Origin of the sequence: Algoriphagus sp. (assembly GCF_024305035.1) — a bacterium.
Lineage (GTDB): Bacteria > Bacteroidota > Bacteroidia > Cytophagales > Cyclobacteriaceae > Algoriphagus.
Genome location: NZ_JAMWZB010000021.1, coordinates 60,034 through 74,283, shown reverse-complemented (window position 1 = coordinate 74,283; position 14,250 = coordinate 60,034). Strand labels below are relative to the sequence as shown.

Annotated in this window: 13 protein-coding genes; 8 read left to right on the top strand and 5 right to left on the bottom strand. The window is 44.2% G+C overall.

Annotated elements, in window-relative coordinates:
- Positions 1-33: 33 nt before the first annotated feature.
- Complete coding sequence (locus Q0L00_RS13165) at positions 34-315, bottom strand: hypothetical protein (protein WP_297337344.1); 282 nt, start codon at positions 313-315, stop codon at positions 34-36.
- A 472-nt stretch (positions 316-787) separates the two neighbouring features.
- Here Q0L00_RS13165 and Q0L00_RS13160 point away from each other — a divergent pair, with 472 nt between their 5' ends.
- The gene (locus Q0L00_RS13160; RefSeq protein ID WP_297337343.1) at positions 788-1,393 is read left to right on the top strand and encodes a hypothetical protein; all 606 of its coding nucleotides are present in this window, start codon (positions 788-790) and stop codon (positions 1,391-1,393) included.
- A gap of 1,047 nt (positions 1,394-2,440) precedes the next feature.
- On the opposite strand, the gene Q0L00_RS13155 is transcribed toward Q0L00_RS13160, so the two are convergent.
- Positions 2,441-3,658, bottom strand: a complete 1,218-nt coding sequence (locus tag Q0L00_RS13155) for a voltage-gated chloride channel family protein (RefSeq protein WP_297337342.1) — start codon at positions 3,656-3,658, stop codon at positions 2,441-2,443.
- 128 nt (positions 3,659-3,786) lie between these two features.
- On the opposite strand from Q0L00_RS13155, the gene Q0L00_RS13150 reads away from it, so the two are divergent.
- Positions 3,787-4,677 carry a TIGR01777 family oxidoreductase gene (locus tag Q0L00_RS13150; RefSeq protein WP_297337341.1) on the top strand — a complete coding sequence of 297 codons (891 nt, stop codon included), beginning with the start codon at positions 3,787-3,789 and terminating at the stop codon, positions 4,675-4,677.
- Between the two features lie 176 nt (positions 4,678-4,853).
- Here Q0L00_RS13150 and Q0L00_RS13145 read toward each other — a convergent pair whose 3' ends face one another.
- Genes Q0L00_RS13145 through Q0L00_RS13135 form a run of 3 tightly spaced genes read right to left on the bottom strand, consistent with a single transcriptional unit; the run spans position 4,854 to position 5,510 of the window.
- Positions 4,854-5,027, bottom strand: a complete 174-nt coding sequence (locus Q0L00_RS13145; protein WP_297337340.1) for a PLDc N-terminal domain-containing protein — start codon at positions 5,025-5,027, stop codon at positions 4,854-4,856.
- Position 5,028: 1 nt separating this feature from the next.
- Entirely contained in the window at positions 5,029-5,247 is a 219-nt protein-coding gene (locus tag Q0L00_RS13140) for a PLD nuclease N-terminal domain-containing protein (protein WP_297337339.1), read from the bottom strand.
- A gap of 5 nt (positions 5,248-5,252) precedes the next feature.
- Positions 5,253-5,510: a PLDc N-terminal domain-containing protein gene (locus Q0L00_RS13135; RefSeq protein WP_297337338.1), complete on the bottom strand. Its 258-nt coding sequence runs from the start codon at positions 5,508-5,510 to the stop codon at positions 5,253-5,255.
- A gap of 95 nt (positions 5,511-5,605) precedes the next feature.
- On the opposite strand from Q0L00_RS13135, the gene Q0L00_RS13130 reads away from it, so the two are divergent.
- From Q0L00_RS13130 to Q0L00_RS13105, 6 genes are all read left to right on the top strand, one after another.
- Positions 5,606-8,161, top strand: a complete 2,556-nt coding sequence (locus Q0L00_RS13130) for a M14 family metallopeptidase (protein ID WP_297337337.1) — start codon at positions 5,606-5,608, stop codon at positions 8,159-8,161.
- Positions 8,162-8,237: 76 nt separating this feature from the next.
- A complete protein-coding gene (locus Q0L00_RS13125; RefSeq protein WP_297337336.1) occupies positions 8,238-9,359 on the top strand; it encodes an amidohydrolase family protein in 1,122 nt (373 codons plus the stop codon).
- 117 nt (positions 9,360-9,476) lie between these two features.
- Positions 9,477-11,636, top strand: coding sequence for a carboxypeptidase-like regulatory domain-containing protein (locus Q0L00_RS13120; protein ID WP_297337335.1), 2,160 nt, complete (start codon positions 9,477-9,479; stop codon positions 11,634-11,636).
- Between the two features lie 11 nt (positions 11,637-11,647).
- Entirely contained in the window at positions 11,648-12,292 is a 645-nt protein-coding gene (locus Q0L00_RS13115) for a hypothetical protein (protein ID WP_297337334.1), read from the top strand.
- Between the two features lie 107 nt (positions 12,293-12,399).
- Complete coding sequence (locus Q0L00_RS13110; protein WP_297337333.1) at positions 12,400-13,470, top strand: sensor histidine kinase; 1,071 nt, start codon at positions 12,400-12,402, stop codon at positions 13,468-13,470.
- The gene (locus tag Q0L00_RS13105; protein ID WP_363318548.1) at positions 13,467-14,228 is read left to right on the top strand and encodes a LytTR family DNA-binding domain-containing protein; all 762 of its coding nucleotides are present in this window, start codon (positions 13,467-13,469) and stop codon (positions 14,226-14,228) included. The genes Q0L00_RS13110 and Q0L00_RS13105 overlap by 4 nt, the downstream gene beginning before the upstream one ends.
- Positions 14,229-14,250 lie beyond the last annotated feature (22 nt).

Genomic DNA, 14,250 nt, shown 5'->3' with positions numbered 1-14,250 from the left:
CGGGATCTTTGATTCCGGGTTCTCCAACCTTACTTAGTCTCTGGGATCCTCAATGGGATCCAGCGTGATATTGACAAATTTCCGGTCGATAGTCGGATCCACCGGATTTCCCTCAACGGCATCATAAAGACAACCGGGTTGGGTATCACTGTCACAGAGGTAATCTACGCCCTGTTCTCCCTCAATGAGATACCAGTCGGTACCGTCAAAGCCGTACATTTCGGTCAACTCCTCACTGGGAGAAGTAAAGGCAACAGCTGCAAATGCTGCCAGCACAAAGGCCAGCAATGGTAATCTTTTGGTTATTGATTCCATGATTAAATGAATTTGTGAGAGTATTGCTCTCGGGTTTGAAATTGATTTAAACTCTACCCCAGATTCCCTCACTCGGGCTCTGGATAAATTGAAGCCGATTACAGGAAGGCATTCCGGGGTAAGTTGGACCGTATAGGCATCTGCCTATGGAGATCATTGATCCATTGATGGGATATCCTACCCAGTTTAAGCCGGTGTCTCCACTACCCGCCTCGGAGACAGGTAAGGACATCCTCAGTCTTGGCTATTGAAGTCTAGACATTTTATAGCCTTGACTGAATCTCTAGACTAACCTAATTGGCTAAAAGTAAAAATCCAAAAGCCTGTTTTAGATCGGGTTATCTAAACATTGTTTATATAATCTACTTTGTATAAATTAAATTTAGAATTTTAATTTAAGCAAAAAGTTAATGGTGTAAATGAAGACTTGCCCGGGTCATGTCCGGGAAAGGGAGGTGAAAAATTAAGTGAAATGGTAAGTGATTTTGTACAATATTTTGATATCGTCGAGTATGCAAAATTTAACAAGGTCTATTATCCGAGTATTTTTACGGAGATATACCAAATGGCCAGAAAGGAAAAGTTTCGACGTGAGGATAAAATCAACAAGAGCGATCTTTGGAATAACCGTTTGGCCTTTATTCATACTGGAGCCGTAATGGGTAGGATTCGCCTAAGCAATTCTCAGTGGGAGCGTCACCTTTTGATGGATCAGGAAATTTTTTATTGTGGTAAGTTGCCCATCGCTAACTTCAAACGGGTAGAAGAGGAGTGGATTGCCTTGAAGCCTACTGAAATAACCAGTATTTCCCTTTCTTATTTGATTGAAACCCTTTCTGATCAAGACCCTGGCGGACAAAAAATAATGCAGTTAATTGGTGAAAAATTTGAAAAGGCAAGCACTTTCTATCATCGCTTGGCCCAAACTAGGAATTTGGAAGAAAAAATCACATACATGCTTAATTATAATCCCCGCTACAGGTGGATTATGAAAAAATACTTGGCAGAACTCATGGGAGTCAATCCTTATTCGTTAAGCAGGGCCATGTCGAAATGGGCTGATACCTACCTGCAATGAGGAACGGGTTCCTTCAAAACTTTGAAAAATAAACGGATTTTTAGCTTGGCCTTAGGGTGTTTTTATGATTTGATTTTCTCCTTTTTCTTTTCTTCAGGCTCTTCCCTAAGTGTATACTTCCGCAGTAAGGACATCGATACGTATGGAGCATGCTTACATCACTATGTGTACTATTGCCCCAAATGTCCTGAAATTTATCCCAAACCAACCAAGCAGTTTCCTCTGAAGGGAATCGAATTTTTCCCATGCAGGTTATCCTTTCCCGGATCAAAAAAGAAGAAGAGTAAACGAAGGGGTTCATGTTAAACTAATTAATCGCACATTTCTGCCTCAGTTACCAGAAAGAAAATTTAACGGCCTCAACCAAGTGTGGAAGTTCAAATCAAGCAAACCTTGGTCGATCAAACTGGAGCAATTTGGATTCTGATACAGGAGACAATCTGAATTTGCTTTCTTAATATACGAAAAGCAGGTGCTGGGCCGGTTAAATTGTTATCCAAATTTGATTTAAATAACGCCATTTGGCTTAATTGAGGAGGGGTTACTCGTTCATGGCATTTTATGGTGATTAGAAACTATTTGAAAGAATAAAAATTTAGGTATTTTTTGTAGCCAGACCCTCCCTACTATAGGACTGTTGGGGTCAGTAGACAGTCCATGGCCCCCAAATTTCTGTGTGAGCCTATAAAAACGCGCCTTCAGTGCTTTGATTGGTCAGATTACTGATGCCCAGGGCGGAGCCTTCACAACCTATTTGCAGGTAGGACCGGATTGGAATTCAGGAAATGTCCTCCGAAAATCCTTTTTTTTAATAATTCATTGATCTGTCCAATCCTTTGCAAAAAACATCAAATTACACCACCCCCTCAGTTCATCAGGTACTCGGTTTCCCCACCTTTCACGTAAATCCCTTTGCCACTTCGGTGTTTTTACTGGCTACTGAAAACTGGCCACGCCTACTGTCTGTTGGTCACCATCGACATTCCACATTTTTTATTGGATATTCATTAGTATTGGGTATTCCTTATTTTTCCAAACACTGGAGGGTCAATAAAGCCAGCTCTTTTTCCAACCCAAATTCTGAGAGGAATAAATACTTCCTTTCCCGCTGAAAACGTAGGCAATTCCGCAGGATAAGGCCAGAAACACTCCTGCCTCGTAGCCAAAAAGCTCCATCCCCATCACTGTGCAGGCTAGGGGAGTATTGGTGGCGCCAGAAAACACGCCGACAAAACCCATCCCGGCCAATAAAGCCAGCGGAAGAGGAATCCAAGCCGAAAGAGCATTGCCCAAGGTGGCCCCTGTGAAAAACAAAGGAGTCACTTCTCCTCCTTTAAATCCCGCTCCTAAAGTAAATCCGGTCAATCCGGTTTTGGCAATCCAATCGTACCAAGGCAAGGGAGTTTCAAAAGCTTCCACTATTCTTGGTACCCCTAACCCGATGTAGGTGGTACTGTCCGAAATCCAGACAAAAATTGCGATCAGCAGTCCGCCTATGAGCGGTCTCAAGGGTGGCCAAGAGAGGTGTCGGGAAAATAGGTTGGAAAAAAAATGGGTACACTCGCCAAATAACCTTCCTGAAAAACCGAAGGCTATTCCGGCCGGAATAATCCAGGCCAAATTGATCCAAGTGTGGGCTGGAATATGAGGAATTTCATAATGGGTGTGGGCCACTCCCCAGAGAATGGCGCATATCCAATGTGCGATCCAAGCTGTCCAAAATGCGGGAAATAGGGATTTCCATCGAAATTTTCCCTGATGCATCCATTCCAAAGCGAAAATTGCACCGGCTAAGGGAGTTCCGAAAACTGAGGCAAAACCTCCTGCAACGCCCCCAATTAGCAGAATTCTTCTCTCCGCCTGGCTGATGGGAATGTATTTGCTGAGTTGATCGGCAAGGGATCCGCCCATCTGCACAGCCGTGCCTTCCCGCCCGGCTGAACCCCCAAAGAAATGAGTGAAAATCGTCCCAAATAGCACCAGGGGCGTCATTCTTAGCGGAATCGGATGCTGCCTCTGATAGAGCTCATCCAAAAGGAGATTATTGCCTTTGACGGAGTTTTGCCCTAGTTTATAGTAGGTCCAACCAATCACAAATCCCCCCAGCGGTAGCAGAGCAATGATCCATCCGTTGGCTTCTCGGAAATTAGTTGCCCAATCCAACGCAACAAGAAAAAAAGCAGAGGCCGAACCTGCGAGCAGACCGATCAACATGCCCAGAAGGATCCATCGGGAAAGGTAAGAAAGGAACGATCGGAAGCTCAAAATAGGTTAACTTAAGGAATCGTGCCAAAATAGGTATAGATATTGAATTTTAGAATGAAGGGGATCGGAAGATTGAGGTAATTTCAACCTTTTATTCTTCCCGGTGTTACCTTACTAACTCAACACACATGGAAAATATACTTATCACGGGTGGTTCCGGTTTGATCGGTACTAAAATTACTCAACTTTTAGAGACCAAAGGTTATGCAGTCGCTTGGTTGAGTCGGACACCCCAAAAACAGCAATCATTTATTTGGGATATCAATAAGCAGCAGATTGACCCTGAAGCTATGGAGTGGGCCGATGCAGTGATCCATCTTGCCGGAGCGGGGGTAGCCGATAAGCGCTGGACTCTCGAACGAAAGCAAGCAATTTTACACTCTCGTACGCAAAGTACGTCCTTGCTTCATCAGGCCATCGAAAAGGCGGAAAAGAAACCCTTGACTTTTATTTCAGCCTCAGCAGTGGGTTTTTATGGATTTAATACCGGAACTAAACTGCTTGATGAATCGGCCCCTGCAGGAAGTGATTTTTTGGCGCAGGTGGTAACTGCATGGGAAAATGAGGTCAAAAATATGGAGACCTTGGGTTTGCGTACCGTGATGCTCCGAATAGGAATTGTACTTGATGCTGAAGGAGGAGCTTTGGGTGAAATGCTGAAACCACCGGTCGCTGCACCCTTGGGTTCGGGTGATCAATGGATGTCTTGGATCCATATTTCAGACCTGGCACGGATGTTTGTGTTTGCCTTGGAAAAGACCACCCTTCAGGGAATTTATAATGCGGTAGGACCCAATCCAGCCACCAATCAGCAACTGACCAAAGAAGCGGCGAAAGCGAAAGGCAAACCGTACCTGGGGATTGGTGTGCCGGGGTTTTTGCTCCGCTTGATTTTGGGTGAAATGGCTGCTATGGTACTGGGAGGCAATCGGGTTTCGAGTCAAAAAATCCAAAAAGCAGGATTTGAGTATGAGTTTGAAAGCTTACCCGAAGCATTGAGGGATCTTTTTCGAATCTAATTACACCTAGCTTTTAGCCTTAAATTTCGAAGAAGTAGATGCAGGTCTCCCTTAATTTGCCCACGGGGTGAGCCTAAAATGAAGGGGTTGAATTAAGCGTTGAGCGCTTTCGAAATAGGAATAAGATCTCCTTATTTTGGGGTCTTTAACGATCTGTTTACCATTCTGCTCGTGAATTAAATCCGTTTCCCCCTACCAATCAAAAACCATAAAATCGTTCCCAAAAACGGAACTAATATCACAATCAAAATCCAAATGATTTTGTCTGAATCATTAGCGAAATTACTGATGACTACATCGTAAATCGTATAAGCGTAAATGGCAAGTCCTATAATACCAAGTCCAAACATTTTAGTAGGCGTTTATTTTTGAGTTTTTCCCAATAATTAAATAAGCAATCGGTCCCAAAACTTGGGCAAAAAGAATAATTAAAATCCAGATGAGTTTCATCGTTGGGTCTTTAAAATCCGAACGGAGAATGTCGATCAGGCAATAAAGCCACAGAACCACGTAAAGAAGGCCAAAAATTACAATGGTTCCTCCTCCCATATTCAGTAGAAATGACAGCATAATATTTAAGTGTGTTTTGAGTTAAAGTCTGGGTTAAATTTCCTTCGTTTCCTTGCCCTTCTCCCCATGGATAAATACAAAAAGGTACCGATAATGGGTGCAAATAAGATAATCAGAATCCACATCAGCCGTTCATGTGCTCCCCTGAATTCATTTCGCAATACCTCGAGCAGGGCATAGACCCAAAATCCAAGGTACACCAGCATGGCTAATTGCCAAATCAAAAGTCCTGTCGAAAAGCTACTTGGTGAAATTAATTCCATATCGTTTCTTCAATTATTTTTACCACTGCTCTAAAATAGCTTTTTTTGAAAAAAATTAGTAAGAATTTAGTCGAAAGTTACCATTACTTATGAATATGAAAAGAAGTCTAATCCTACTTTGCCTTGTTTTGCTGTATGGCGCCAGCTTTGCCCAGGTGGATATGAGTTACTATTTGCCGGAGGGCTATACCTACAATCCGGACATTCCCACGCCCAAAGAAGTTTTGGGTTATGAGGTAGGGGAATGGCATGTGACCCACGATCAGCTGGTGATGTATATGAAGGCCGTGGCGGAAGCTTCGGACCGGGTGGTTTTTGAGGAAACGGGGAGAAGTTACGAAAAGCGTCCTCAGACCCTTTTAACCATTACTTCTCCTGCCAACTTGAGCAAACTGGATCAGATCAAAGCAGATCGGAAAAAGCTCCGCGATCCTAATGCCGCCGTGGACATTGAAGCCATGCCGGTAGTGATGTTTATGGGCTATTCGGTTCATGGAAATGAGGCGAGTGGAGCCAATGCTTCCTTACTCGCTGCGTATCACTTTGCAGCAGCCAATGAGATCGAATCAGAATTGGAAAATATAGTTTTGCTCTTAGACCCAGCCATCAACCCTGACGGACTGAATCGATTTGCCTCTTGGGTCAATTCCCACAAGGCTTACCATCTCAATGGGGATCCCAACGGTCGGGAGTACAATGAAGCTTGGCCTCGCGGCAGAACCAATCATTATTGGTTTGATTTGAATCGGGATTGGTTGCCCGTTCAGCATCCGGAATCCAGAAACCGGGTAAAAGTGTACCAAAGCTGGTTGCCTAATATTCACCTGGACTTCCACGAAATGGGTACCAATAGTACCTTCTTTTTCCAGCCTGGAGAGCCGTCCAGAACCCACCCCTTGACTCCGGAACGGAATTTTGAACTGACAGAAAAAATCGGTCGATACCATGCCAAAGCCTTGGATAAAATCGGTTCACTGTACTATAATCAGGAAAATTACGATGACTTCTACTACGGGAAAGGCTCGACCTATCCGGATGTACAGGGTTCGATCGGAATTCTTTTTGAGCAGGCGAGCTCCAGAGGTCACTTGCAGGAGTCAGCCAACGGCATGTTGAGCTTCCCCTTTACCATTCGGAATCAGTTCACGGCAAATCTTTCTTCCTACCAGGCGGCTAAAGAAATGCGGGTCGAACTCAATCAATTTATGAAAGATTTTTACACCCAAATCAAAGCTGAAACTGATGCGGATGTCAACAAAGCTTACATTTTTGGTAGTGCACAGGATGATGCGAGAAGTTTCCATTTGGCAGATTTGATTCTCCAGCATGACATTAAAGTATTTAGCCTGAAGGAAGATATTTCTGTGAATGGAAGGGAATTTAAAAGTGAAAATTCTTACATCGTTCCTGCTGATCAGCCTCAATACCGATTGATCAAGGCCATGTTTGAAACGCGTACTGAATTTCAGGATTCCTTATTCTACGATATCTCAGCTTGGACTTATCCGATGGCTTTCAATTTGGATTACATGGCTTTGAATAGCCGCATTTTGAATTTGGCCAGTGTGGAAGAGATCAGCACAACTGACTTTTCCTTGGCTCCAGGTCAAGTAGTTGGGCAGGCAGGTGCTTATCAATATGCGATGGAATGGACGGATTATTATGCCCCCAAAGCTACCTATAAATTGCTGGATGAAGGATTCCGAGTCAGAGTAGCCAATGCTCCTTTTTCCACTCCAGAAGGCAAGGAATTTTCTCGGGGTACCATTTTGATTGACAAAGGAGAAACCGGACAATCTGATCAGGAATTTTTCCAAAAACTCCAAGAAATAGCCAGTCAATCCACGGTGGATATTCATGCGATTTCTACCGGATATACCGCTGGAATCAATATGGGGTCTACCTTTATCTCAGTGCTGGATAAGCCTGAAGTAGCCCTTTTGGTAGATGGAGGAGTGGATAGCTATGAGGCGGGAGAGATTTGGCATTTGCTGGATCAGCGCTATGAGATGCCGGTCACTCTGCTTCCCATGGACCGAGTGAGTAGCTCGGTGATTGATCGATACAATGTGATTTTAATGCCGGATGGCCGCTACAATGGACTGGGTAAATCCGGTGCTGAAGCAATCAAAAATTGGGTAAGTAATGGAAATACCTTACTGGCAAAAGGTGGGGCCTTACGTTGGCTGGCGCAAAGTGAAATCGCCGATATCAAATTCCGGTCTGTGGACAACGAGGAAAAAGGTCTTCAAAAGCCTTATGAAATTTATCGGGATGCCACTGGAGCTAAGGTAACCGGTGGGGCTATCTTTAATGCCAGGCTGGATTTAACCCATCCGATTGGCTACGGATATACCGACTCTACCGTTCATACCTTCAGGAATGACAACTTATTTGTGGAGCCTTCAACTAATCCCTATGCAAATCCGCTAGTTTACACCAATGAACCTTTGGCCTCCGGTTATTTGCACCCCAGCAATTTACCGGGATTGCAAAACGGTTCGGTGATCCAAGTGGCCGGAGTAGGTAGAGGCCGGGTAGTTGCTTTTGCAGATAATATGAACTTCCGGGCTTTCTGGTTTGGCACCAACAAACTTTACATGAACGCGATCTTCTTCGGTCAGGTAATCAACGGCGGAACAACCCGCTAATTCCCATGAATCCCGATTTCAGTGTAGAGATCGGGATTTTTTTAACCCTTTGCTAAAAAAACCTGTTTAATCCCTCATGAATAAACTGTCCCAAGTTCTTCTTGCTACCCTCCTGATTGGGGGGATTTACTCTTTCGGATTTTCCCAGGAAATGAGTTTTGAGGAATATAATCCACCCTCTTCGCTCAAAGTACCCGAAACGATGGTCACCCGATCCAAATTTCCCTTTGTGGATATCCATAGTCATCAGGGTGGAATCAATCAAGAAAAGATCGCCCAGTTGGTATCCGAGATGGACGAATTAAACATGGGAGTGTTGGTGAACCTCAGCGGTAGGGGATTTGGTCGAGGGGATAGTAATTCTCAACAGGAGTACATCAGATCCATGATGAAGGAGTTTGAAACGCATGCGCCGGGACGGTTTTTGGTGTTCACCAATTTAAATTTTGCTGGCTTTGGAGATGAAAACTGGAGCCGAATAGCTGTTCAGGAGTTAGAGGAGGATGTGCAAGCTGGAGCTGTAGGTTTGAAGATTTACAAAAGCTTAGGTCTGAATGTAAAAGACATCCATGGAAATCGGGTGCCCGTGGATCATCCCGATTTGGATCCAGTTTGGGAAAAAGCCGGCCAATTGGGGATTCCTGTGATTATTCACTCAGCGGATCCTGCACAATTTTGGCAACCGATGGATGCCAATAATGAGCGTTGGCTGGAGTTAAAAACACATCCGGGCAGACAGCGGTCAGCCACAAATCCTGCTCCCTTTGAGCAAATTATCGCTGAGCAGCATCATGTCTTTGAAAAGCACCCGAATACTACCTTTATCAATGCTCATATGGGTTGGATGGCCAATGATTTGGACAAAGCCGGAGCCCATCTGGATCGCTATCCCAATGTGAATTTTGGGATAGGGGCGGTGATTGCTGAATTTGGAAGACAGCCGAGACGAGCCTACGAATTTTTTATCAACTATCAGGATCGGCTTCTTTTTGGAAAGGACGCGTATAATCCTGAGGAATTTCATACCTACTTCCGTGTTCTGGAGACCGAGGATGAATATTTCCCTTATTACAAAAAGTACCATGCCTTTTGGCGAATGTATGGCTTAGGCTTGCCCGATGAAGTGCTCAAAAAGGTCTATTATAAAAATGCCCTTAGGATCGTGCCCAAAATGGACGCCTCTTTATTTCCCGAATAGCAGCGAATAGATCCAGTATTCATTTTTTACAGTTCAGTGGCGAATCCTGACGGTTCAGTCAGGTTGGTTTTTTCCTGATCTTCGAATGCCCCTATTTCGGTTCAAATACGAATCGAAATGGACAGACGAATTATTCTTTACCTCTTCTTTTTTATCAGCCCACTCCTGGCTTATGGCCAGACCCAAATCAGCGGTCGGGTTATTGATGAGCAGGGAGAGCCGCTTCCCGGGGTAAATGTTTTCATCAAAAACAGTTACGATGGAGCCACTTCTTCAGGGGATGGGAGTTTTGAATTTTTGACCTCAGTGGAGGGAGATCAGGTTCTGATTTTCCAGTTGATGGGCTTTCACCAAGTTGAGCTGAACATCCAACTTGAAGGCAAAGCATTGAAGACTCCTGATCAAATCATCCGTGAGGCCATTACGGATATGAATGCGGTGACGATTTCAGCCGGAGCGATGGAAGCTTCGGATGAGAAGAAGTCGGTAATTCTTCGCCCTTTGGATATTGTCACCACCCCCAGTGCGATGGGGGATATTGTCGGGGCTTTTCAGACCCTGCCGGGTACAAGTACCCTGGGGAATGACGGTCGGCTTTTTGTCCGGGGTGGGGATGCAAGCGAGGTTGGGATTTACATCGATGGGCTTCGGGTAGGAAATGCATACGGTACCACAGCCGGAAATGTGCCCACACGGACGCGCTTCAATCCCAATTTGTTTAAGGGGACATTTTTTTCCACAGGAGGCTATTCGGCTGAATACGGACAGGCACTTTCCTCTACGCTGGCCTTGAATACCAAAGACCTCTCCTTGCGAAGTCAGGGAGATTTGAGCCTCATGTCTGTTGGCGGAGGATACTCCCATACCCTGGCCAATGAAAAACAAAGCCTGACTGCATCGGTAAACTACTTTGATCTAAAGCCCTATCAGAGTTTGATCAAACAGGATTTTGACTTTGAGCGGGCTCCTTGGGGTAGGGATGCGGAACTAGCTTTGCAAAAGAAGTTTTCAAATGGAGGGATCTGGAAAGTGCTGGCAAGAACTGAAGCCGGGGGGATGAAGCTTCGTGAACAGCCTCCTGGCGAGCAGAATTCGGATCAAACCCTTGATTTAAAGAATACCTATAGTTTTATCCAAACCAACTGGCGGAGAAGCTTCGAAAGTGGCTGGACGATTTTTACAGGTGCGGCCCTGTCCGATAATTCAGATCAGGTGAACTTGGACTCGGTGAATTTGAATCGGAAGAATTTTCTTTTCCACTCCAAATTCTCAGCCATTCATGATTTTTCGGATCGCCTTTCGGTCAATTCGGGAATGGAATATTTTGTCCGTCGCTATCGGGAAAGCCGCTCACCCCATAATCCAATGCAGAGCTTTGACGATGGGCAGCTTTTCGCTTTCACGGAGTGGGATTATTACCTCAGCAAAAACTGGGTCCTCCGCTCCGGTCTCCGCTGGGGAAGTAGCAGCTTAAATCAGGAAACTTGGCTTGATCCTCGAGTATCCCTTGCCTTCCGTCTTTCCGAGCAGTCGCAGGTCTCGCTAGCCGGAGGAAGCTTTTCCCAATTGCCTGTGGATAACTTGCGGGTGTTGAACTCCCAACTCAAGAATTCGGAGTCCAATCATTTGATTTTAAATTATTTACTCCAAACCGAAGGATTGACCTTTCGGGCGGAGACGTTTTACAAAAGCTATGAAGAGTTGATTCTTTTTGAAGGTTATCCACAGTTTCCTTTGAACCCAAGAAATGGAGGAAAAGGCTTTGCCCAAGGTGTGGATATCTTTTTTCGGGATCGCAAAAGTCTGAAAAACACGGACTACTGGGTTACTTACAGCTTTGTGGACAGCAAACGTCAGTTTGATCAGTTTCAGACGCAGGTTCAGCCGGGTTTTGCTCCCAAACATAATTTTTCGGTCGTGGTCAAGCATTTCGTGACCGATCTCAAATCTCAAATTGGGGCGAGTTTTTCCTGGAATGATGGTTTTCCCTACACCGACCCCAATCTATCGGGGGAGATGAACCGAAAAACCAAGTCCTTTCAGAATTTGAGTGTGAGTTGGAGCTATTTGCCCAGACAAAATCTAATCATCCACGGGGCCATTTCCAATGTGTTGGGCGCCGAAAACGTCTTTGGTTTTGAATACGCCCGCCAACCCAATACCGAGGGCCGCTTTGAATCCCGGGCCATCGGACAAACTGCTCCCCGCTTCCTATTCCTGGGAATATTCCTGACCCTTTCAAAAGACAAATCAGCAAATCAATTAAACAATCTCTAAATTAATTTACCATGAAAAATCTATTGACCAGTTTATCGCTTTACCTGTTGGTCCTTACCTTGGCCTATGCTCAGCCGAATGCCTATCAAGAGGCAATGAAAAGTCAATTGGCCGCGATGCAACAAATCGACAGCCCCGAAAAAGGAGCTACGGTCAAAAATGCCTTTCTTCGAATCTCAGAAATGAATTCTACCGAATGGTTGCCTTTGTATTATGCAGCTTTGGTCGAAATAGAGACTGCTTTTCGTTTTGATGGGAATAAAGATGCAGCTTTTGACCAGGCAATAGCAACCATTAAGCGGGCAGAAAAGCTATCTCCCAGCAATTCGGAGCTTACCGCCCTTCATGGCTATGCCCTGATGGGTAAATTAAGTTTGGATCCAGCAAGCCGGGGGCAGGAATTGAGCCCTCAGGTGATGCAGCTTTTTGGGAAAGCCATCGATCAGGATCGGGAAAATCCCCGTGCGGTAATTCTCATGGCACAGATGGAGCAGGGCATGGCACAGTTTTTTGGAAATGGTCCCGAAAAAGCTTGTGGTATGGCTAGGCTCTCCCAAGAGCTTTTTGACAAAGAAAAAGAGAAAATAGATGAGCATTATATTCTTCCCACGTGGGGAGAAGCTGCCGCAAAAGAGTTGTATTCAACTTGTAATTAATTTAATTGAATACAATTGGAATGGGGCTCAAAAAATAAATTGAGCTCCTATTCAATTCTTTTAGTAATATGTAGTTTCATAGAATCTTTATTTATATCAAACCAGTGGTGGATCAATTCAATCAACAGCAAGTCAAGCCCTATAAAAGTCCTCTGAAGAGTATAGGTTCATTTGTGGCGATTAATTTGGGTATTGCCACCTTACTGATGCTGATCTTTTGCCCCAGTTGTTTTCTTTCTTGGAGGGGGATTCAGGATTTGCTTCCCCAATTCTTTTTCTCCTTTATGATTTCGATGATATTGAGCTTTGGAGGAGGGCAAGTCGAGGATTTTTATGAAAAGAGAATCAGTTGGATTCACAAGCCGGTCAAGCGACTTATTTTGACGGTTTCCACCTACATGGCCTATTCTTTTGTGGCTTCTTTTCTTTTTGTGTTTGTTTATACTTACTTGGACGGACAGTTTGAATTGTCGGCTATTCCCTGGAAAGATATTGCGAACTTCACCACTTCGCCCATGTGGATTGCTTTGGTTTTTATGGCCATTTTCACCACGGCCTCCTGGTTGAGGGAATGGCGAAAATCAGCCATCGAAGCCGAGCAACTCAAGTCTGAGCGCTTGGCTTTTCAATACCAAAGCCTAAAAGATCAATTGAACCCACACTTTCTTTTCAACTCGTTAAACGTTCTTTCCGGGCTAGTGTATGAGGATGCGGATCGATCTGCTGCGTTTATTCAAAAGCTTTCCAAAATCTATCGCTATGTTTTGGATGTGCAGCAGGAAGATTTAGTTTCTTTAAAAAGGGAGTTGGACTTTGCAAAAAATTATCTCGAGCTCCAAAAGATCCGATTTGAAAATAACCTTCAGTTTTTTATCCCGGAATCATCAGAAGATACTTTTTGGATTCCACCGCTTTCCTTACAGCTTCTTTTGGAAAATGCAGTCAAACATAATGTAGCCAGTGAGGAAAGCCCCTTAGTTATCCACATCGAAAAAAAGGAGGATGAACTGTGGATAAGGAATAGCTTCCAACCTAAATCCTCCTATTCGGAAGGCTCTGCAGGAGTAGGTTTGGCAAATATTGTTCAGCGATACGAATTACTTCACCATCGGCTGCCAATTGTGCATCGAAGGGAAAAAGAGTTTATTGTTCAACTTCCATTAGTAAAAATGGTATGATCTCAATTTTAATCATAGAAGATGAAAAACGGGCTGCTAATCGTTTGATACAGCTCATCAAACCACTTTTTGAAAATTGTCATTTTCTTAATCCCTTAGACAGTATTCAATCTGCTGTGGGGTTTTTTCAGACTTATCCACATCCGGATTTGATCTTTTGTGACATCCAATTAGCAGATGGACTCAGCTTTGAAATCTTCCAAAAAGTAAAGTTATCCACACCGGTGATTTTTACCACGGCTTACGATCAATATGCGATTGAGGCTTTTCGGGTCAATGCAGTCGACTACCTTTTGAAACCCATCGATCCCGAGGAATTAAAACGGGCTGTGGATAAGTTTAAAAATCAACAATTGCCCAGTTCAATCAACGCCACTTTGCTCCAGCAATTGCTTCAATCCTCCGGATCAAAAACTGAATTCAAGCAACGCTTTCTCATTCGGTTTGGCGAAAAGATCCAAAGTATTTTGAGTGAGGATATTTTCTATTTCTGTTCGGAAGAGCGGGTGACATTTTTGATCAATAGAAAGGGCAAGCGCTATGTGCTGGACCAAACTCTGGAACACACCGAGATGCAGGTCGATCCCCGAATTTTTTTCCGACTCAATCGTAAGTATTTGGTGGCTTTTGACTCGATTGAGGAGGTGGGTATTTATTCGAATAGCCGATTGAAAGTCAGACTGAAATTCTGTGAGGATAGAGATATTTTGGTGAGTAGGGAGCGGGTATCAGCATTTAAAGCTTGGCTCGATCAATAGCTGTTGGCTGGGGTAGAGAAAA